Below are 20,596 nucleotides of genomic sequence, written 5' to 3'. Positions count from 1 at the left end.
GTTCTGAACGCCTTGCTTCATCGGCGCCAGGTGATCTTTGCTGGAAAGCCCGGGCCCCGGGGCATTCCGACCGCTATTGCGGTGGAATGCCCCACGAGGCTCCGGAGTCAAGCCTAAAGCGTGTGAACGCGGTGCGTTACTCGCCCTTGGCCTTCGCGATGATCTCCTCGGCGACGTTCCGCGGAACCTCGGCGTAGGAGTCGAACTGCATGGAGTAGCTGGCACGGCCGGACGTCTTGCTGCGCAGGTCGCCGACGTAACCGAACATCTCCGAGAGGGGCACGAGGCCCTTCACGACGCGAGCACCCGCCCGCTCCTCCATGGCCTGGATCTGGCCACGGCGGGAGTTGATGTCGCCGATGACCTCACCCATGTAGTCCTCGGGCGTGGTGACCTCGACGGCCATCATCGGCTCGAGAAGAACGGGGCTGGCCTTGCGCGCGGCCTCCTTGAAGGCCTGCGAACCGGCGATCTTGAACGCGAGCTCGGAGGAGTCGACCTCGTGGTAGCCACCGTCGATCAGGGTGACGCGCACGCCGGTCATCTCGTAACCGGCGAGGATGCCGAACTGCATGGCCTCCTGCGCACCGGCGTCGACCGAAGGGATGTACTCCTTCGGGATACGACCACCGGTCACCTTGTTCACGAACTCGTACGAGGCGTCGCCGCCCTCGATCGGCTCGATCGCGATCTGCACCTTGGCGAACTGGCCGGTACCACCAGTCTGCTTCTTGTGCGTGTAGTCGACGCGCTCGACGGCCTTGCGGATCGTCTCGCGGTAGGCGACCTGCGGCTTGCCGACGTTGGCCTCGACCTTGAACTCACGGCGCATACGGTCGACCAGCACCTCGAGGTGCAGCTCGCCCATACCACCGATGATGGTCTGGCCGGTCTCCTCGTCCGAGTGGACCTGGAAGGACGGGTCCTCCTCGGCCAGGCGCTGGATCGCGACGCCCAGCTTCTCCTGGTCGCCCTTCGACTTGGGCTCGATGGCGACCTGGATGACCGGCGCCGGGAAGTCCATGGACTCCAGGATCACCGGGGCCTTGTCGTCGCACAGCGTCTCACCGGTCGTGGTCTGCTTCAGACCCATGACGGCGATGATGTCGCCGGCGCCCACCGCGTCGATCTCCTCACGCTTGTTCGCGTGCATGCGGTAGATCTTGCCGATGCGCTCCTTCTTGCCCTTGACGGAGTTCAGCACGGCGGTGCCGGACTCCAGGCGGCCCGAGTAGACCCGGACGAAGGTGAGCTTGCCGAGGTGCGGGTCGCTCATGATCTTGAACGCCAGCGCGGACAGCGGCTCGTCGTCGGACGGCTTGCGCTTGACGACCTCCTCCGGGTCGTTGACGGCGTGGCCCTCGATGGCCTCGACGTCAAGCGGGGTGGGGAGGTAGCGCACGACCGCGTCGAGCAGGGGCTGGACGCCCTTGTTCTTGAACGCGGTGCCACAGAACACCGGGGTGACCGTGGTGTCGCTGGACTTGCCGGACGCGATGGTGATGCGACGGATCGCGGCGTACAGCTGCTCCTCGGTGGGCTCCTGGCCCTCCAGGTACAGCTCCATGATCTCTTCGTCGTTCTCGGCGACGCCCTCGATCAGCTTGCCGCGGTACTCCTCGGCAGCCTCGACGTGCGTGGCCGGGATGTCGACGACGTCGTACATCTCGCCCTTGGCGGCCTCGGCGGACCACACGAGCGCCTTCATGCGGACCAGGTCCACGACGCCCTTGAAGTCGGCCTCGGCACCGATCGGAAGCTGCATGACCAGCGGCTGCGCACCAAGGCGGTCCGAGATCATGTCGACGCAGCGGTGGAACTCCGCGCCGGTCCGGTCGAGCTTGTTGACGAAGCAGATACGCGGCACGCCGTAACGGTCGGCCTGACGCCACACCGTCTCGGACTGCGGCTCGACACCGGCGACACCGTCGAACACCGTCACGGCACCGTCGAGCACACGCAGGGAGCGCTCCACCTCAACGGTGAAGTCGACGTGCCCCGGGGTGTCGATGATGTTGATGGTGTAGTCGTTGTCCTCGAGCGGCCAGTGACACGTGGTCGCAGCAGACGTGATCGTGATGCCACGCTCCTGCTCCTGCTCCATCCAGTCCATGGTGGCAGCGCCGTCGTGGACCTCACCGATCTTGTAAGACACACCGGTGTAGAACAGGATCCGCTCGGTGGTGGTCGTCTTGCCCGCGTCGATGTGGGCCATGATCCCGATATTGCGGACCTTGGCCAGGTCAAGTGAAGTGGTAGCCATAAGGCTTCAGTCTTCTCTCGGTCTCGATGTGGGTAGCGACTACCAGCGGTAGTGCGCGAAGGCCTTGTTGGACTCGGCCATCTTGTGCGTGTCCTCGCGCTTCTTCACAGCGGCACCGAGGCCGTTGCTGGCGTCGAGGAGCTCGTTGAGCAGACGCTCGGTCATGGTCTTCTCGCGACGGGCGCGGGAGTAACCGACCAGCCAGCGCAGCGCCAGGGTGTTGGCGCGGCCGGGCTTGACCTCGACCGGCACCTGGTAGGTCGCGCCACCGACACGGCGGGACTTGACCTCGAGGGTCGGCTTGATGTTCTCGAGAGCGCGCTTCAGCGTGATGACCGGGTCGTTGCCGGTCTTCTCGCGCAGGCCCTCCATGGCGCCGTAGACGATGCGCTCGGCGGTGGAGCGCTTGCCGTTCAGCAGCACCTTGTTGATGAGCGACGTGACCAGAGGAGAACCGTAGACCGGGTCGATGATGACCGGGCGCTTCGGGGCGGGGCCCTTACGAGGCATTCTTACTTCTCCTTCTTGGCGCCGTAGCGGGAACGGGCCTGCTTGCGGTTCTTGACACCCTGGGTGTCGAGGGAGCCACGGATGATCTTACGCTGAGGGGAACCCTCGAGTGCGGGCGTCTTGTTCTTCTCGACCTTGTCCTGCCGGCCCTTACGGACCAGCTGCTGGATCGTAGGCACTACTTCTCCGGTTTCTGTGTGCCGAATGGTGAAGCTAACCTGGAACGTCGCCGACCCACGCGGTCGGGTGTGTCGAATCCGGCGGATTCCCGCCGCGAGGCGAAAAGAGCACAGATTACGGTGGCCGCTCACAGCTCGCTATGCGGTTGAAGGCACGCACGAGAGCCAGGGCACACCCCAGGCACAAGGTCTGAGCGTACCTACCTCATACGCTGCGGTCAAAACAAACGGGCCTCGCCCGCATCGCCATACGGCCGATGTCAAGACCACGCGGCGTGTTTGATCTTCGAATCTCCGATACGGCCACGTCAGCCCGCCTCTCCCGGACCTCATCCGGACACGGCGGCGGCCACGACCATGAGCGTCAGCAGCACGGCCCAACACCCGGTCGACAGCCAGCCGAGCACGAGCCCGGTCAGCGCGAGTCCGTCGCCGCTCTCCCCGGTGCGGCGAATCTCGGCGCGTGCCGCGTGTCCCAGGACCACCGCCGGGACCCCGGTGAGTCCGAAGGACGCCAGACACAGCACGCCGCACACGGCGGAACCGACCGCCTTCCCGTTCGTCCGCGGCCGGGGCACCGGCAGGAAGGCCCCCGGTACGGGCATGAGGGCCGCCGGCTGCGCCATGGGGCCCTGGGGCAGGTCGGCGACCAACAAGGCCAGCTCGCCCACCGTACGGGCCGCGTAGGCCCGCGCGACCCGCCTCTCGAACTCGGGGTGCTCCAGCCGCCCCTCCCCGTACCCCGCCTTGAGCACGTCCACGGCACGCTCACGGTCGGCGTGCGAGGCGAGCATCGCGGGGGCACCGGCGCCGGCCCACGGCTGGGGAACCCCGCTCCCCTGCCACGGCTGTGGAACACCGCTCCCCTGCCACGGCTGCCACGACGGATGTGTCATGGAGCACCTCCCCCGCAATGGTCGGACTCTCTCAATGATGCGCCCGTCCAGCATCCCAGGCATCGGGGTGCCCCCGGAGAAAACCCGGAGACGTTTCCCGACCCCAGGGAACGCCGAAGGGCGGCCACCCCGAGAGGTGACCGCCCTTCAGTGGACGTACGCCTTACTGGTTGTACGGACCGTAGTCGTAGTCCTCCAGCGGAACGGCCTGGCCGGAGCCGGTGCCGAACGGCGAGTAGTCGATGTCGTCGTAGCCGACGGCCGAGTACATCGCGGCCTTGGCCTCCTCGGTCGGCTCGACCCGGATGTTGCGGTAGCGGGACAGACCCGTACCGGCCGGGATGAGCTTACCGATGATGACGTTCTCCTTGAGGCCGATGAGGCTGTCGGACTTGGCGTTGATCGCCGCGTCCGTCAGGACTCGGGTCGTCTCCTGGAAGGAGGCGGCCGACAGCCAGGATTCCGTCGCCAGCGAGGCCTTGGTGATACCCATCAGCTGCGGACGACCGGAGGCCGGGTGACCGCCCTCCTGGACCACACGACGGTTCTCGGTCTCGAACTTCGAGCGCTCGACCAGCTCGCCGGGCAGCAGCTCGGCGTCGCCGGACTCGATGATCGTCACGCGGCGCAGCATCTGCCGGATGATGATCTCGATGTGCTTGTCGTGGATCGACACACCCTGCGAGTTGTAGACCTTCTGGACCTCGCCGACCAGGTGGACCTGGACGGCACGCTGGCCCAGGATGCGCAGCACGTCGTGCGGGTTGGTGGCACCCACGGTGAGCTTCTGGCCCACCTCGACGTGCTCGCCCTCGCTGACCAGGAGTCGGGCACGCTTCGAGATCGGGTACGCCGTCTCGTCGCTGCCGTCGTCCGGGGTGACGACGATCTTCTTGGTCTTCTCGGTCTCCTCGATCCGGATACGGCCGGAGGCCTCGGAGATCGGGGCGACACCCTTCGGGGTACGGGCCTCGAAGAGCTCGACGACACGCGGCAGACCCTGGGTGATGTCGTCACCGGCCACACCACCGGTGTGGAAGGTACGCATCGTCAGCTGGGTACCGGGCTCACCGATGGACTGGGCGGCGATGATGCCGACCGCCTCACCGATGTCGACCAGCTTGCCGGTGGCCAGCGAACGGCCGTAGCACATGGCGCAGGTGCCGACGGCGGACTCGCAGGTCAGGACCGAGCGGGTCTTGACCTCCTCGACGCCGGCCTTGACCAGCTGGTCGATGAGGACGTCACCGAGGTCGACGCCCGCCGGGGCGAGCACCTTGCCGTCGACGACGATGTCCTCGGCGAGGCAGCGCGCGTACACGCTGGTCTCGGCGTTGTCCGCCTTGCGCAGGACGCCGTCGGCGCCGCGCTCGGCGATGGCCAGCTTGAGGCCGCGCTCGGTGCCGCAGTCCTCCTCGCGAATGATGACGTCCTGGGAGACGTCGACCAGACGACGGGTGAGGTAACCCGAGTCGGCGGTACGCAGAGCGGTGTCCGCCAGACCCTTACGGGCACCGTGCGTGGAGATGAAGTACTCCAGCACGGACAGACCCTCACGGAACGACGCCTTGATCGGACGCGGGATCGTCTCATTCTTCGCGTTCGACACCAGACCACGCATACCGGCGATCTGACGCATCTGCATCATGTTGCCTCGTGCACCCGAGTTCACCATCATGAAGATCGGGTTGGTCTTCGGGAAGTTGTCGTTCATCGCCTCGGCGACCTCGTTGGTCGCCTTGGTCCAGATCGCGATGAGCTCCTGCGTGCGCTCGTCCTTGGTGATCAGACCGCGCTCGTACTGCTTCTGGACCTTCTCGTCCTGCGCCTCGTAGCCCTTGACGATCTCCTTCTTCGCCTCGGGAACGACGACGTCGGAGATGGCGACGGTGACGCCGGAACGGGTGGCCCAGTAGAAGCCGGACGCCTTCAGGTTGTCGAGCGTCGCCGCCACGATGACCTTCGGGTAGCGCTCGGCGAGGTCGTTGACGATCTCGGAGAGCTGCTTCTTGCCGACCTCGTAGTCGACGAACGGGTAGTCCTCGGGCAGCAGCTCGTTGAAGAGCGCACGGCCGAGCGTGGTCTTCAGACGGAAGCTGTCACCCTGCTGCCACTCCGGCTCGCCCTCCTCCTGCGCCGGCGGGGTCCAGCCACGCGGCGGGATGGTGCCGACCGGGAAGCGGATGTCGATCTTCGACTGGAGCGAGAGCTCACCCGCGTCGAACGCCATGATCGCCTCGGCGACTGACGAGAAGGAACGGTCCGTGCCCTTCACGTCCCGCATCTCGCTGTCGGTGGTGAGGAAGAACAGACCGAGGACCATGTCCTGGGTCGGCATCGTCACCGGACGGCCGTCGGCGGGCTTGAGGATGTTGTTCGAGGACAGCATCAGGATGCGGGCCTCGGCCTGCGCCTCCGCGGACAGCGGCAGGTGCACGGCCATCTGGTCACCGTCGAAGTCCGCGTTGAACGCGGTGCAGACGAGCGGGTGGATCTGGATGGCCTTGCCCTCGACCAGCTGCGGCTCGAAGGCCTGGATGCCGAGGCGGTGCAGGGTGGGCGCACGGTTCAGCAGAACCGGGTGCTCGGCGATGACCTCTTCGAGGACGTCGTACACGACCGTGCGGCCGCGCTCCACCATGCGCTTGGCGCTCTTGATGTTCTGCGCGTGGTTCAGGTCGACCAGGCGCTTCATCACGAACGGCTTGAAGAGCTCCAGCGCCATCGCCTTGGGCAGACCGCACTGGTGCAGCTTCAGCTGCGGACCGACGACGATCACGGAACGCGCCGAGTAGTCGACACGCTTACCGAGCAGGTTCTGACGGAATCGACCCTGCTTACCCTTCAGCATGTCGCTGAGGGACTTCAGCGGGCGGTTACCCGGACCGGTCACCGGGCGACCACGACGACCGTTGTCGAAGAGGGCGTCAACAGCCTCCTGAAGCATGCGCTTCTCGTTGTTGACGATGATCTCGGGCGCGCCGAGGTCGAGGAGCCTCTTCAGACGGTTGTTGCGGTTGATCACACGGCGGTACAGGTCGTTCAGGTCGGAGGTCGCGAAGCGGCCACCGTCCAGCTGCACCATCGGGCGAAGGTCCGGCGGGATGACCGGCACGCAGTCCAGCACCATGCCCTTGGGGCTGTTGCTGGTCTGCAGGAACGCGGAGACGACCTTCAGACGCTTCAGCGCACGGGTCTTCTTCTGGCCCTTGCCGGTGCGGATGATCTCGCGGAGGCGCTCGGCCTCCTCGTCCAGGTCGAAGGACTCCAGGCGCTTCTGCAGCGCCGCGGCACCCATCGAACCGTCGAAGTACGTGCCGAAGCGGTCCCGCAGCTCGCGGTAGAGCAGCTCGTCGCCCTCGAGGTCCTGGACCTTGAGGTTCTTGAACCGGGTCCATACCTCGTCGAGACGGTCGATCTCGCGCTGCGCACGGTCACGCAGCTGCTTCATCTCACGCTCGGCACCCTCGCGCACCTTGCGGCGCACGTCGGCCTTGGCGCCCTCGGCCTCCAGCTCGGCCAGGTCGGTCTCGAGCTTCTTGGCGCGGGCCTCCAGGTCGGCGTCCCGGCGGTTCTCGATCTGCTGCCGCTCGACGGAGACGTGCGCCTCCAGGGAGGGCAGGTCACGCGTACGGCGCTCCTCGTCGACGTACGTGATCATGTACGCCGCGAAGTAGATGACCTTCTCGAGGTCCTTGGGAGCCAGGTCGAGCAGGTAGCCCAGCCGGCTCGGGACACCCTTGAAGTACCAGATGTGCGTGACGGGGGCGGCGAGCTCGATGTGGCCCATCCGCTCACGGCGCACCTTGGCGCGCGTGACCTCGACGCCACAGCGCTCGCAGATGATGCCCTTGAAGCGGACGCGCTTGTACTTGCCGCAGTAGCACTCCCAGTCCCGGGTCGGACCGAAGATCTTCTCGCAGAAGAGTCCGTCCTTTTCGGGCTTGAGCGTGCGGTAGTTGATGGTCTCGGGCTTCTTGACCTCGCCGTGGCTCCACTGACGGATGTCGTCAGCGGTGGCCAGGCCGATCCGGAGCTCGTCGAAGAAGTTGACGTCGAGCACTATGCGTCAATCCCTCTCAGGGTCGTGAGTCTGTGGTCTGAAACGGGGGCCTGGGGGTCGGCGGGGCCCTGTGGGTGAGGGCCCCGCCGGACTCCCGTCAGACCTCTTCGACGCTGCTCGGCTCGCGCCGGGACAGGTCGATGCCGAGCTCCTCCGCAGCGCGGAAGACGTCCTCGTCGGTGTCACGCATCTCGATGGACATACCGTCGCTGGACAGCACCTCCACGTTCAGGCAGAGCGACTGCATCTCCTTGATGAGCACCTTGAAGGACTCGGGGATGCCGGGCTCGGGGATGTTCTCGCCCTTGACGATGGCCTCGTAGACCTTCACGCGGCCGGTGACGTCGTCGGACTTGATGGTCAGCAGCTCCTGGAGGGCGTACGCGGCGCCGTAAGCCTCCAGCGCCCACACCTCCATCTCACCGAAGCGCTGGCCACCGAACTGGGCCTTACCACCCAGCGGCTGCTGGGTGATCATGCTGTACGGGCCGGTCGAGCGGGCGTGCAGCTTGTCGTCGACCAGGTGGTGCAGCTTCAGGATGTACATGTAGCCGACCGAGATCGGGTCCGGGAACGGCTCACCGCTACGGCCGTCGAACAGCCGCGCCTTACCGGTCGGGAGCACCATGCGCTCGCCGTCGCGGTTCGGGATGGTGTGCTGCAGCAGACCCGCGAGCTCGTCCTCGCGCGCACCGTCGAAGACGGGGGTCGCGACGTTCGTGCCCGGGTCGACCTGGTCGGCGCCGATCGCCTGGAGGCGCTGCGCCCACTCGTCCGCGAGGCCGGAGACGTCCCAGCCGCGGCTGGCGAGCCAGCCGAGGTGGATCTCCAGGACCTGTCCCGGGTTCATTCGGGACGGCACACCCAGCGGGTTGAGGATGATGTCGACCGGAGTTCCGTCCTCGAGGAACGGCATGTCCTCGATGGGAAGGATCTTCGAAATAACACCCTTGTTGCCGTGGCGGCCGGCGAGCTTGTCACCGTCGGTGATCTTGCGCTTCTGCGCGACGTACACGCGCACCAGCTGGTTCACACCGGGGGGAAGCTCGTCGCCCTCCTCGCGGTCGAAGACGCGGACGCCGATGACCTTGCCGGTCTCGCCGTGCGGCACCTTCAGCGAGGTGTCACGGACCTCACGGGCCTTCTCACCGAAGATCGCGCGGAGCAGGCGCTCCTCCGGCGTCAGCTCGGTCTCACCCTTGGGGGTCACCTTGCCGACGAGGATGTCGCCGGCGATGACCTCGGCACCGATACGGATGATGCCGCGCTCGTCGAGGTCGGCGAGGACCTCCTCGGAGACGTTCGGGATGTCCCGGGTGATCTCCTCGGGGCCGAGCTTGGTGTCACGGGCGTCGACCTCGTGCTCCTCGATGTGGATCGAGGAGAGGACGTCGTCCTGTACGAGGCGCTGCGACAGGATGATCGCGTCCTCGTAGTTGTGACCCTCCCACGGCATGAACGCCACGAGCAGGTTCTTGCCCAGCGCCATCTCGCCCTGCTGGGTGGCCGGACCGTCGGCGAGGACCTGGCCCTCGATGATGCGGTCGCCCTCGTGGACGATGACCTTCTGGTTGACCGAGGTGCCCTGGTTGGAACGGGCGAACTTGGCCAGGCGGTACGTGATGTACGTGCCGTCGTCGTTGGCGGTGGTGATGTAGTCCGCGGAGACCTCCTGGACCACACCCGCCTTCTCGGCCTTGACCACGTCACCGGCGTCGACGGCGGAGCGGTACTCCATGCCGGTGCCGACGAGCGGGGCCTCGGACTTAATCAGCGGCACGGCCTGACGCATCATGTTCGCGCCCATGAGGGCACGGTTGGCGTCGTCGTGCTCGAGGAACGGGATCATGGCGGTCGCGACCGACACCATCTGGCGCGGCGAGACGTCCATGTAGTCCACGTCGTCACCGGCGACGTAGTCGACCTCGCCACCACGGCGACGGACGAGGACGCGGTTCTCGGCGAACCGCATGTCGTCGTTGAGCGTGGCGTTGGCCTGCGCGATGACGAAGCGGTCCTCTTCGTCGGCCGTCAGGTAGTCGACCTCGTCGGTGACGACACCGCCGGTGACCTTGCGGTACGGCGTCTCCACGAAGCCGAACGCGTTGACGCGGCCGTAGGAGGCGAGCGAACCGATCAGACCGATGTTCGGGCCTTCAGGCGTCTCGATCGGGCACATACGGCCGTAGTGAGACGGGTGAACGTCACGGACCTCGAAGCCGGCCCGCTCACGGGACAGACCACCCGGGCCGAGCGCGGACAGACGACGCTTGTGCGTCAGCCCGGACAGCGGGTTGTTCTGGTCCATGAACTGCGACAGCTGGCTGGTGCCGAAGAACTCCTTGATGGAGGCGACGACCGGCCGGATGTTGATCAGGGTCTGCGGCGTGATCGCCTCGACGTCCTGGGTCGTCATGCGCTCACGGACGACGCGCTCCATACGAGCCAGACCGGTGCGGACCTGGTTCTGGATGAGCTCGCCGACGCTGCGCAGACGACGGTTGCCGAAGTGGTCGATGTCGTCGGTCTCGACGACGATGCTCTGACCGCTGTCGCCGACCGTCTCGGTCTCGCCCGCGTGCAGCTTCACCAGGTACTTGATCGTCGAGATGATGTCCTCGACGGTCAGGATGCCCGCGTCCAGCGGAGCGTCCGCACCCAGCTTCTTGTTGACCTTGTAGCGGCCGACCTTGGCGAGGTCGTAGCGCTTCGGGTTGAAGTACAGGTTCTCCAGGAGCGTCTGCGCGGCCTCACGCGTGGGGGGCTCGCCCGGACGCAGCTTGCGGTAGATGTCGAGCAGCGCGTCGTCCTGGCCCTGGGTGTGGTCCTTCTCCAGGGTGGCGCGCATCGACTCGTACTCGCCGAACTCCTCGAGGATCTGCTCGGTCGTCCAGCCGAGCGCCTTGAGCAGAACGGTGACGGACTGCTTGCGCTTGCGGTCGATACGGACACCGACCATGTCGCGCTTGTCGATCTCCATCTCCAGCCAGGCACCCCGGGACGGGATGATCTTGGCGGAGAAGATGTCCTTGTCGGACGTCTTGTCGATGGAGGAGTCGAAGTAGACACCGGGCGAACGGACCAGCTGCGACACCACGACACGCTCGGTGCCGTTGATGACGAACGTGCCCTTGTTCGTCATGAGCGGGAAGTCGCCCATGAAGACCGTCTGGGACTTGATCTCGCCGGTCTCGTTGTTCGTGAACTCGGCCGTGACGAAGAGCGGAGCGGCGTACGTGAAGTCGCGCTCCTTGCACTCGTCGATGCTGTTCTTCGGGGGCTCGAAGCGGTGGTCGCGGAACGTCAGCGACATCGACCCGGAGAAGTCCTCGATCGGGGAGATCTCCTCGAAGATCTCCTCGAGGCCGGACTTGGTGGGGACGTCCTGACCGGACTCCAGAGCCGCCTCGACCCGACTCTGCCAGGCGGTGTTGCCGAGCAGCCAGTCGAAGCTCTCGGTCTGCAGCGCGAGCAGGTTCGGAACCTCGAGGGGCTCCTTGATCTTTGCAAAAGAGATGCGCAGCGGGGCGGTGCTGGCGCCGTTGTTCGTATTCGCGGTCGAGGCAGTGCGCGAGGCGGCCAAGAGGGGGTCCTTCCGAGGGCTCGGACTCACTACGCGCGTACCGGCCCCTCACCGGGGCACAGAGACAGGCGTTTCCATCTCCGACCAAAGAATGGCCAGGTCAAGGATGGTCCGGTCATCGGTGCTCAAGCGAGGGCATGCCCCTGGTGACGGGCAGGGGACAGCTAACAGGCAGCGCAAAGGGTCAGTGTAGCCACTTGGCACACTGATGTCCAGTGCGGGTATTTCGCGACCCTCGTTGTCCTCAACGCCCTCGGCATGCTTGCCCTCAATGCACGTTGATACTGCCCTCTTCGTCGCCGATCCATGCCTCGGATTCGGATCCTTGTGACGACGCGTCCTGAGAATTGCGCGCTGCGTGCGGTTCGTCAAGGCCCCCACGCCCGAACCCAGGGGCTCCCGGAGACACGACGAAGATCACCATACCCCCCGCCGAAGCGGGCGCAAGGTAACCGTGGCCGCGCCCCCAGGAACGCCGAAGAGCGACCACCCGAATGGATGATCGCTCTTCGGTGCGACTGCGTTACAGCCTCAGGAGGCCGGTTTCAGCAAGCGCGAAGGTCGTACTCGACCCGCAAGACCGGGAAGGTCTTACTTGACCTCGACGGAGGCGCCGGCGCCCTTGAGGGACTCGGCGGCCTTCTCGGCGGCGTCCTTGGCGACCTTCTCGAGGACGGGCTTCGGGGCGCCGTCCACGAGGTCCTTGGCCTCCTTCAGACCCAGGGAGGTCAGCTCACGCACGACCTTGATGACCTGGATCTTCTTGTCGCCGGCGCCGGTGAGGATGACGTCGAACTCGTCCTTCTCCTCGACGGCCTCGGCGGCGGCGCCACCAGCGGCACCACCGGCGACGACGACCGGCGCGGCAGCGGCGGCGGTGACGTCGAACTTCTCCTCGAACGCCTTCACGAACTCGGAGAGCTCGATGAGGGTCATCTCCTCGAACTGCGCGAGCAGGTCTTCCTGGCTGAGCTTCGCCATGATGGCGGTCCTTCCACTAAATCGGCAGGTGCCGGGTGTACTGGGTGAGGCGGGCGTACGTCGGCCCGCTGTGGCCTCCGCGGTCAGGCTGCGGGGGCCAGTGTGCGAGCCGAATTACTCGGCACCGCCCTGCTCGGCCTGCTTGGCGCGGAGCGCGTCCACCGTGCGGACGAGCTTCGACGGCAGCGCCTGGAAGACGGAGGCAGCCTGGGACTGCTTCGCCTTGAAGGCACCGGCCAGCTTGCTGAGCAGAACCTCGCGGGACTCGAGGTCCGCAAGCTTCTTGATCTCGTCGGCGCTGAGCGCCTTGCCCTCAAGGACACCGCCCTTGATGACGAGATTCGGGTTGTCCTTGGCGAAGTCACGGAGACCCTTCGCCGACTCCACCGGGTCACCGGTGACGAAGGCGACAGCCGTCGGACCGTTGAACAGGTCGTCCAGCGTGTTGATCCCGGCCTCGTTGGCCGCAATCTTGGTCAGCGTGTTCTTCACCACGGCGTAGTGAGCGTTCTCACCGAGCGAACGACGCAGCGTCTTGAGCTGCGCCACGGTGAGACCGCGGTACTCGGTCAGCACAGCAGCGTTGGAGTTGCGGAACTGCTCCGTCAACTCGGCCACTGCGGCAGCCTTGTCGGGCCTCGCCATGAGCCTCGGCCTCCTTCCGGGTGATTCTGACCGCGCGGACCCGAAGGAGGACTGGGGAAAACGAAACGCCCCGGCGCAGGCGCACGGGGCGGACTCGACCGGTCGCACGAACGGGAACGTACGCACTCCGGGAGTTCTTCCACTGTCACCTGCGCGGGTCGTCCGCAGTTCAGCGGATCCTTCGGCCACCGCACCCTCTTGCGAGCGCACGGCAACGACCAGCGGTCTTTGGCTTCTGTAGGAGAGTACGGGACTCGGTCGCCGTCAAGCAAATCGGCCCCTACGGCCCTCAGCTCCCGTTCTTCTTCAACGGCTTGCGCAGGTCCGCCGTGTCGTCGGCGCGGGGCGCCCGGACCGTCACCGGCTTGCCGTAGTCGAGGAAGGTGTAGGTCAGGTCGAGTTCGCCGTGGCGACCGAAGCCCTGGGTGCGGAGCTGCCTGACGCGGTCGGTGTCGTCGACCCACACGTCCAGGGTGAGCTCGTCCACGCCCAGCTTCTCGTACTGGTCAAGGCTGTTCTCGCGGCCCTGCCGGGTGGCCTTGTCGTCGATCTTCCCGAGAGAGGCGCGGAGCTCGTCGACGGTGGCCGTGCCCGTGTAGTGGGTGGTGTCGGCGCCGTCGGCCTTCTCGGGGCCGATCCGCTTCACGTCCTCGGCGGTGGCCAGGAAGGCCGCTTCCCGCGCCGGGTTGCGGCTCACCTGGTCGCGCAGGCCGCCGACGTCCATGCGCAGGCCGCCATGCGTGGTGAACTCGGCCTTCGGGCCGTAGCTGATCCAGTGCCGGCCACCCATCTCCTCGACCATGTCGTCGCTCGCGCTGCCGTACAGCACCCCGCCGACGAGAAGCAGCTCGGACTCGCCCTCCTCATCGCCGCTGAGATTGGCTGTCCTCAGCCGCGCCACCACCGGTTTCGTACCGACACTCGCCTCGTCCGCTATCCGCCCCCGCTGCGGAAACCGGCCGGTCACCCGATAGTGCAGGGAAGTGACGTCCTCGGACTTCTCCACGGCCCGTGCGACGGCGTCGGCGGCCGGTGAGGCCGCGGACTGCTCCCCGTCGGGCCCTGTCCCGCAGCCGGCGAGCAGCAGCGCCGCGAGGCCCGCGCCCAGCACCCGAGGCGGCACGAAGGCACGTACGGCAAAGCTCATTGATTCCCCCCAAGGAACGCATGGCTGGTGCGTGGTCGGCGCACAGCAAGATCGGGAGCGTAACCCAGGAGCCCTGAACAGTCTTGCGAATTCCGCGCCTTTCAGCGGCGCTCAGGGTCCTTCAGCAACTCCTTGAAGTCCGCGGTGTCCCCAGCCGCAGGCTTCTCGACCGCTGCCTTCACGCCGTAGTCGCTGTAGTAGGCGGTCTGGGTCAGCCGTCCCGTGGCCGTCCGGCCCTTCTCGACCTTCTTGACCAGGAGGTTCCGGTGGTCGACCCATATGTCGAAGGTCTGCGCGGTGGCGCCCTCGCCCTGCACCGTGCCGGAGTAGTGCGTGGTGTGCTCGCCTCTCACCTTCTCCTCGCCGACTTTCCGTACGTCCGCGGAGGACAGCAGCAGTTTCACCGACGTATGCGGCGCAGTGCCGCGCATCTGGTCCGCGAGATCCGCTCCGGAACTGCCGGCGTAGCGCTTCAGGTCGTCGTAGCCGTACTTGATCCAGTGCTTGCCGTCGGTCTTCTCGGCGAATGTGTCGCCCATGCGCGCGTAGTAGGCGTCCGGGAGATAGCGGGCCTCCATCGACGTGGTGCCCAGTCGGCGCATGGTCTCGGCCGTCGTGCCGCCGGTGTACGTGATCGTCAGGGTGCCGGTGAGACCGTCGCCCCAGGCGAGGATGCCGTCAGCCCTGATGGACAGCGTCGATCCCATGGTGGTCGTGGAGTCGACTCGGGCGGACTCGGCGGCGTCGGTGGACCGTTCGACGGTGCGCAGGGCGGCCGTCACGGCCGGGTCAGGGGTGGCGCGGTCCTCCGCCTCGCGACGGTCGGAGGACGTGCAGGCAACCAGGGCCGTCAGCGCGGTCAGCAGCGCGATCCAGAAGACCGACCGGCCCGCCCTTGTGCTCGTCATTCGTCCCCCCTGTGCCCATCCCGTGAATGCACGTTAACCCAGGGCACTGACAAACGGGCCGGAGAACGGGGACGGGCCCCGCACCCGGGAAGGGTGCGGGGCCCGTCTGAGCCTGGTGAGCCGAGGGCTCAGACCGCGGCCGGGTCCTCCTCGACGAGGAGGTTGCGGGTGCGGTTCGGGTCGACCGGGATGCCGGGGCCGATCGTGGTGCTGATCGCGGCCTTCTTGATGTAGCGACCCTTGGCGGCGGACGGCTTCAGACGGAGGATCTCCTCCAGCGCGGCGCCGTAGTTCTCCACCAGCTTGCTGTCGTCGAACGACACCTTGCCGATGATGAAGTGCAGGTTCGAGTGCTTGTCGACGCGGAACTCGATCTTGCCGCCCTTGATGTCGGTGACGGCCTTGGCCACGTCGGGGGTGACGGTGCCGGTCTTCGGGTTCGGCATCAGACCACGCGGACCGAGCACGCGGCCGAGGCGGCCGACCTTGCCCATGAGGTCCGGGGTGGCGACGACGGCGTCGAAGTCCAGGCGGCCCTTCGAGACCTCGTCGATCAGCTCGTCGGCACCGACGATGTCGGCGCCCGCGGCACGCGCGGCCTCGGCACGGTCGCCGGTCGCGAAGACCAGGACCCGGGCGGTCTTACCGGTGCCGTGCGGAAGGTTCACGGTGCCACGGACCATCTGGTCGGCCTTACGCGGGTCGACACCCAGACGGAAGGCGACCTCGACGGTGCCGTCGAACTTGGTCGTGGACGTCTCCTTGGCGAGACGGACGGCCTCGAGCGGGGCGTAGAGCTTCTCCCGGTCGATCTTGGCGTCCGCAGCGCGGAGAGTCTTGCTGCGCTTGCTCACTACTGCTCCTGTTGCTTCTTAGGAGTTGTGGTCCGGGCCGAGCAGGCCCTGCCACTTCTGCTTGGGGGTTGGGGTCAGCCCTCGACCGTGATGCCCATGGAACGGGCGGTGCCGGCGATGATCTTCGCGGCGGCGTCCAGGTCGTTGGCGTTGAGGTCGGGCATCTTGGTGGTGGCGATCTCGCGGACCTGCGCCTCGGTGATCTTGGCGACCTTGGTCTTGTGCGGCTCGCCGGAGCCCTTCTCCACGCCCGCGGCCTTGAGGATCATCTTGGCGGCCGGCGGCGTCTTGGTGATGAAGGTGAAGGAACGGTCCTCGTAGACCGTGATCTCCACCGGGATGACCCAACCGCGCTGCGACTCGGTCGCGGCGTTGTAGGCCTTGCAGAACTCCATGATGTTGACGCCGTGCTGACCCAGGGCCGGGCCGACCGGCGGAGCCGGGTTGGCCGCACCGGCCTGGATCTGGAGCTTGATGAGCCCCGTGACCTTCTTCTTCTTGGGAGGCATGCTCTCTCCGGGTCCTTAGTGAGAGGTGTTCCGCCGCCATCCGTGCCGCTGGACACCTGGAACGGTGAACGTGCGGATCATCCGGATGGAGGCATACCGCACAACGATAACGGGTAACGCGTCAGGGCCAAAACCGGCAGCTCAGGCGCCCGGCCGTGCACAGCCCCGCACAGGGGCCGACCCCGGCCGCCGCGCGTCGGCCGGGGTCAGGGAGGGGTGGTCAGCAGCGCTTGGCCGTGGTCGCCTGGCCCGGCACCGGGTCACCGGGAGCGCGCAGCGTGCCGATGGCCGCGGTGCACTCCTTCACCGTGTCGGCGGGCAGGGACCAGAACTCCTGGCTGTTGGTGGCGTTCCACCAGTCCTGGCCCACGACCTCGTCCCGGGCGTAGCTGTAGACGCCGGTGCTGACGTCGTAGTCCTTGACCTTGTCGCGGAAGCTCTGCCAGACCCAGACATAGCCGTAGTTCGCTTGGCACTTGGGCGAGTAGAACTGCTTCACCGAGGCCACGTGCGCGCCGCCCCGGTTGATGTAGGCGGTGGCGCCGATCTGGTAGGCGTCCGAGCAGACGCCGGCCGCCCGCGCCTTGACGCTCAGCGGGTTGCCCGCCTCGGACGGGGCGGTCGAGCGCGCGGTCGGGTTCTGCTTGTTCGGTGACGGGGCCGGGCCCGTGCCGGCGACCGCGGAGGTCGTCGGCAGCAGGACGCAGGCGGACGCCGCCGCCACGACCAGGATGGTTCGAGCACGCATGAGGAAGTTCCCCCTACTTCATGGTGACTGACTCGACAGGTGCCGAATGCCGGCGCGGACAGCGACCAGCCCTGGGCAAACCGCCACTAAGAGCCATAGATCGCCATGAAGAACGCTGTCCGCGCGTTTCGGTCATCAGGTCAGACCGGCGGGCTCACCGGATGGTTGTGGCCTAGCGCACATTTGTTTGGGGGCGTGGCCCGCACGGGGGCCGACGCGTACGACGAAAGGGCCTCCGACCAGCGAAAACGCTGACCGGAGGCCCTTTGCGAAGGCTGCTGTACTGCTAGTTCTTCTGGATCTGGTCGAAGGACAGCTCGACCGGCGTCTCGCGGCCGAAGATCTCCACCAGGCCCTTGACCTTCTTCGAGTCGGCGTTGATCTCGTTGATCGTGGCCTGCAGCGTGGCGAACGGGCCGTCGGTGACGGTGACCGAGTCGCCGACCTCGAAGTCCAGCACCTGGACCTCGACCTTGCGCTGCGGAGCCGGCTTGCCCTCGGCCTCGGCGGCCTCGCGGGCGGCCTTCTCCTCGGCCTCCGGGGCGAGCATCTTGACGATCTCGTCCAGGGTCAGCGGGTACGGGTCGTAGGCGTTGCCCACGAAGCCGGTGACGCCGGGGGTGTTGCGGACGACGCCCCAGGACTCGTTGGTCAGGTCCATGCGGACCAGGACGTAACCCGGCAGCTTGTTCTGCTTGATCGTCTTGCGGTCGCCGTTCTTGATCTGGACGACCTCTTCCTGCGGCACCTCGGCCTGGAAGATGTAGTCCTCGACGTTCAGCGAGACGGCGCGCTGCTCCAGGTTGGTCTTCACGCGGTTCTCGTAACCGGCGTAGGTGTGGATGACGTACCACTCGCCGGGCAGGGTGCGGAGCTCCTCGCGGAGGGCGGCGACGGGGTCGACGGGCTCGGCGGGCTCCTCTTCGGCGCCCTCTTCCCCGTCCTCGACAGCCTCGACGTCACCGCCGGACTCGTCCTCGACGCGCAGCGCGGCTTCCTCGGCGGGCTCGCCCGCCTCGGCGTCGGCAGCCTCGACCTCGTCCAGGTCCTCGTCAGCGCCCTCGACGATGTCGAGCTCGTCTTCCACGGACTCGACGTCCTGCCCGTGCGGCTCGATGGCGTCGTTCAGGTTCTGGTCAGACACGGTGGCTGCTTCTTCCTGGATACATAGGGGTGGAACATGCGAAAGGGGCGCCGGTAACCGCGGCGCCCTTCGCTCTTGGCTCAGCCGAAGACGTACTTGGCGGCTTGGTCGAGCCCATAGTCAATCACGGTCACCAGACCGATCATGATGACGACGAAAAGGATCACCACAGTGGTGTACGTCGTCAGCTGATTACGCGTCGGCCAGACGACCTTGCGGAGTTCCGCGACGATCTGGCGATAGAAGAGCGCGAGTCGCTTCAGCGGGCCCTTCTTGGCGCGCTTGCCACCCTTTCGGGTCTTCTTCTTGGACTCCGGCGCCTCGTCCTGGGCATCAGGCATGTCGATGGAGCCCACGGCGTCCGTCACTCGTCCTCACCTGATTCCGGGTCGTGGCCGTGCCGCGCCCGGTCTGAGCCGCACGGCGGTGCATTGCTGTACGTACATGCGCACACATCCTGGCGAAGGAGTGTGTAGCAGGGCCGGAGGGACTTGAACCCCCAACCGCCGGTTTTGGAGACCGGTGCTCTACCAATTGAGCTACGACCCTTTGTGGTGTCCCCCAACGTACCGCATCCGACCGGGTGCTCGGTGTGCACCTTGCGACCGCGGGCCGCTGAAGGCCAACGAGGTGAGAGTGTACGTGGTCCCGGGCGCCTCGTCGAACAGAAAGTGGCCGATGGGGGCTTGGGCGGCGGAAGATCGCCTGGAGTTCGGCCGTGCGACAGTGCAAGATCGCCCTGGCCGCGCGCAGGATCCGGACGGTTGTTCAGCTGATGTTCAGTCCGTGAAACCCCCGTGCCGGGCACGTTTCCTGTCTGAAACGATGGGCCCCATGAGCGCTGCAACCCCTCCCACCGAGCGCCGGGTCTCCGCCCGAGTCGGCGCGATCTCCGAGTCCGCCACCCTCGCCGTGGACGCCAAGGCCAAGGCCCTCAAGGCCGCCGGGCGTCCGGTGATCGGCTTCGGCGCCGGTGAGCCCGACTTCCCGACCCCGGACTACATCGTCGAGGCCGCCATCGAGGCGTGCAAGAACCCGAAGTACCACCGCTACACCCCGGCCGGCGGTCTGCCCGAGCTGAAGGCCGCGATCGCCGCGAAGACGCTGCGCGACTCCGGCTACGAGCCCGACGTCTCCCAGATCCTGGTCACCAACGGCGGTAAGCAGGCCATCTACGAGGCCTTCGCCGCGATCCTCGACCCGGGCGACGAGGTCATCGTGCCGGCCCCGTACTGGACGACGTACCCGGAGTCGATCCGTCTCGCCGGCGGTGTCCCGGTCGAGGTCGTCGCCGACGAGACGACCGGCTACCGCGTCTCGGTCGAGCAGCTGGAGGCGGCCCGTACGGAGAAGACGAAGGTCGTCCTCTTCGTCTCCCCGTCGAACCCGACCGGCGCGGTCTACAGCGAGGCCGAGACCGAGGCGATCGGCCGCTGGGCCGTCGAGCACGGCCTGTGGGTGATGACGGACGAGATCTACGAGCACCTGGTCTACGGCGACGCGGTGTCCGTGTCGCTGCCCGCGGTCCTGCCGGAGCTGCGCGACAAGTGCATCGTGGTCAACGGCGTCGCCAAGACGTACGCCATGACCGGCTGGCGGGTCGGCTGGATCATCGGCCCGAAGGATGTGGTGAAGGCCGCGACCAACCTCCAGTCGCACGCCACGTCGAACGTCTCGAACGTGGCCCAGGTGGCCGCTCTCGCCGCCGTCTCGGGCGACCTGGACGCGGTCGCGAAGATGCGCGAGGCCTTCGACCGCCGCCGCAAGACGATCGTGCGGATGCTCAACGAGATCGACGGCGTCGTCTGCCCGGAGCCCGAGGGCGCCTTCTACGCGTACCCCTCGGTGAAGGCCCTCATCGGCAAGGAGATCCGCGGCAAGCGCCCGCAGGACTCGGTCGAGCTGGCCGCGCTCATCCTGGAGGAGGCCGAGGTCGCGGTGGTCCCGGGCGAGGCCTTCGGCACGCCCGGCTATCTGCGGCTGTCGTACGCGCTCGGTGACGAGGACCTCGTCGAGGGCGTGAGCCGGATCCAGAAGCTGCTCGCGGAGGCCAGGGACTGACCACCTCCTCACATGAGGAGGTGGTGGCGGGCCGTTCCCCTCGGGGAGCGGCCCGCTTTGTCGTCTGCGCGTGCGAGCAAGACCACGTTCGGGGAAAGCGCTACC

The 20,596-nt window shown here is 66.8% G+C and carries 16 protein-coding genes and 1 tRNA gene; 1 reads left to right on the top strand and 16 read right to left on the bottom strand.

The features are described from left to right. Window positions 1-136 precede the first annotated feature (136 nt). The 16 genes from fusA to ACTMVF_RS33485 all read right to left on the bottom strand — a co-directional run bounded on the left by fusA (window position 137) and on the right by ACTMVF_RS33485 (window position 18,979). Window positions 137-2,263, bottom strand: coding sequence for an elongation factor G (gene fusA / locus ACTMVF_RS33560; protein ID WP_441274844.1), 2,127 nt, complete (start codon window positions 2,261-2,263; stop codon window positions 137-139). 39 nt (window positions 2,264-2,302) lie between these two features. Continuing rightward, window positions 2,303-2,773: a 30S ribosomal protein S7 gene (gene rpsG, locus ACTMVF_RS33555; RefSeq protein WP_003998848.1), complete on the bottom strand. Its 471-nt coding sequence runs from the start codon at window positions 2,771-2,773 to the stop codon at window positions 2,303-2,305. A 2-nt stretch (window positions 2,774-2,775) separates the two neighbouring features. After that, a complete protein-coding gene (locus ACTMVF_RS33550; RefSeq protein ID WP_441274843.1) occupies window positions 2,776-2,952 on the bottom strand; it encodes a hypothetical protein in 177 nt (58 codons plus the stop codon). Between the two features lie 329 nt (window positions 2,953-3,281). Next, a complete protein-coding gene (locus ACTMVF_RS33545) occupies window positions 3,282-3,848 on the bottom strand; it encodes a DUF1707 and DUF4190 domain-containing protein (RefSeq protein ID WP_441274842.1) in 567 nt (188 codons plus the stop codon). Between the two features lie 163 nt (window positions 3,849-4,011). After that, window positions 4,012-7,911, bottom strand: coding sequence for a DNA-directed RNA polymerase subunit beta' (locus ACTMVF_RS33540; RefSeq protein WP_301997710.1), 3,900 nt, complete (start codon window positions 7,909-7,911; stop codon window positions 4,012-4,014). Window positions 7,912-8,008: 97 nt separating this feature from the next. Then, complete coding sequence (rpoB, locus tag ACTMVF_RS33535; RefSeq protein WP_441274841.1) at window positions 8,009-11,494, bottom strand: DNA-directed RNA polymerase subunit beta; 3,486 nt, start codon at window positions 11,492-11,494, stop codon at window positions 8,009-8,011. Between the two features lie 591 nt (window positions 11,495-12,085). Next, entirely contained in the window at window positions 12,086-12,475 is a 390-nt protein-coding gene (rplL, locus tag ACTMVF_RS33530) for a 50S ribosomal protein L7/L12 (RefSeq protein ID WP_062706819.1), read from the bottom strand. 114 nt (window positions 12,476-12,589) lie between these two features. Further along, complete coding sequence (rplJ, locus tag ACTMVF_RS33525) at window positions 12,590-13,120, bottom strand: 50S ribosomal protein L10 (RefSeq protein ID WP_217205691.1); 531 nt, start codon at window positions 13,118-13,120, stop codon at window positions 12,590-12,592. Window positions 13,121-13,409: 289 nt separating this feature from the next. Beyond that, window positions 13,410-14,267 (bottom strand): hypothetical protein, encoded by an 858-nt coding sequence (locus ACTMVF_RS33520; protein ID WP_441274840.1) that lies wholly within the window; start codon window positions 14,265-14,267, stop codon window positions 13,410-13,412. Window positions 14,268-14,368: 101 nt separating this feature from the next. Next, window positions 14,369-15,175, bottom strand: coding sequence for a hypothetical protein (locus tag ACTMVF_RS33515; protein ID WP_441274839.1), 807 nt, complete (start codon window positions 15,173-15,175; stop codon window positions 14,369-14,371). 128 nt (window positions 15,176-15,303) lie between these two features. After that, window positions 15,304-16,029, bottom strand: coding sequence for a 50S ribosomal protein L1 (rplA, locus tag ACTMVF_RS33510; protein WP_048585309.1), 726 nt, complete (start codon window positions 16,027-16,029; stop codon window positions 15,304-15,306). 74 nt (window positions 16,030-16,103) lie between these two features. Beyond that, on the bottom strand, window positions 16,104-16,538 hold the full coding sequence (gene rplK, locus ACTMVF_RS33505; protein ID WP_028805116.1) for a 50S ribosomal protein L11: 435 nt from the start codon (window positions 16,536-16,538) through the stop codon (window positions 16,104-16,106). A 220-nt stretch (window positions 16,539-16,758) separates the two neighbouring features. Further along, the gene (locus ACTMVF_RS33500; protein WP_441274838.1) at window positions 16,759-17,286 is read right to left on the bottom strand and encodes a hypothetical protein; all 528 of its coding nucleotides are present in this window, start codon (window positions 17,284-17,286) and stop codon (window positions 16,759-16,761) included. 286 nt (window positions 17,287-17,572) lie between these two features. Next, window positions 17,573-18,430: a transcription termination/antitermination protein NusG gene (nusG, locus tag ACTMVF_RS33495; protein ID WP_441274837.1), complete on the bottom strand. Its 858-nt coding sequence runs from the start codon at window positions 18,428-18,430 to the stop codon at window positions 17,573-17,575. Between the two features lie 80 nt (window positions 18,431-18,510). Further along, a complete protein-coding gene (secE, locus tag ACTMVF_RS33490; RefSeq protein ID WP_441274836.1) occupies window positions 18,511-18,798 on the bottom strand; it encodes a preprotein translocase subunit SecE in 288 nt (95 codons plus the stop codon). 108 nt (window positions 18,799-18,906) lie between these two features. After that, a tRNA-Trp gene (locus ACTMVF_RS33485) sits at window positions 18,907-18,979 on the bottom strand. Between the two features lie 285 nt (window positions 18,980-19,264). Here ACTMVF_RS33485 and ACTMVF_RS33480 point away from each other — a divergent pair. Beyond that, on the top strand, window positions 19,265-20,491 hold the full coding sequence (locus tag ACTMVF_RS33480; RefSeq protein ID WP_031477886.1) for a pyridoxal phosphate-dependent aminotransferase: 1,227 nt from the start codon (window positions 19,265-19,267) through the stop codon (window positions 20,489-20,491). Window positions 20,492-20,596: the final 105 nt, after the last annotated feature.

The organism is Streptomyces sp. SD31 (genome assembly GCF_052068475.1).
Lineage (GTDB): Bacteria > Actinomycetota > Actinomycetes > Streptomycetales > Streptomycetaceae > Streptomyces.
The sequence above is the reverse complement of the archived record's forward strand: the minus strand, read 5'-3'. Positions and strand labels throughout refer to the sequence as shown.

What these genes read in the sequence shown, in the direction of transcription:
- fusA (WP_441274844.1), bottom strand. Translation starts at nt 2,263, where the DNA reads ATGGCTACCACTTCACTTGACCTGGCCAAGGTCCGCAATATCGGGATC.
- rpsG (WP_003998848.1), bottom strand. Translation starts at nt 2,773, where the DNA reads ATGCCTCGTAAGGGCCCCGCCCCGAAGCGCCCGGTCATCATCGACCCG.
- ACTMVF_RS33545 (WP_441274842.1), bottom strand. Translation starts at nt 3,848, where the DNA reads ATGACACATCCGTCGTGGCAGCCGTGGCAGGGGAGCGGTGTTCCACAG.
- rplL (WP_062706819.1), bottom strand. Translation starts at nt 12,475, where the DNA reads ATGGCGAAGCTCAGCCAGGAAGACCTGCTCGCGCAGTTCGAGGAGATG.
- rplJ (WP_217205691.1), bottom strand. Translation starts at nt 13,120, where the DNA reads ATGGCGAGGCCCGACAAGGCTGCCGCAGTGGCCGAGTTGACGGAGCAG.
- ACTMVF_RS33520 (WP_441274840.1), bottom strand. Translation starts at nt 14,267, where the DNA reads ATGAGCTTTGCCGTACGTGCCTTCGTGCCGCCTCGGGTGCTGGGCGCG.
- ACTMVF_RS33515 (WP_441274839.1), bottom strand. Translation starts at nt 15,175, where the DNA reads ATGACGAGCACAAGGGCGGGCCGGTCGGTCTTCTGGATCGCGCTGCTG.
- rplK (WP_028805116.1), bottom strand. Translation starts at nt 16,538, where the DNA reads ATGCCTCCCAAGAAGAAGAAGGTCACGGGGCTCATCAAGCTCCAGATC.
- ACTMVF_RS33500 (WP_441274838.1), bottom strand. Translation starts at nt 17,286, where the DNA reads ATGCGTGCTCGAACCATCCTGGTCGTGGCGGCGGCGTCCGCCTGCGTC.
- ACTMVF_RS33480 (WP_031477886.1), top strand. Translation starts at nt 19,265, where the DNA reads ATGAGCGCTGCAACCCCTCCCACCGAGCGCCGGGTCTCCGCCCGAGTC.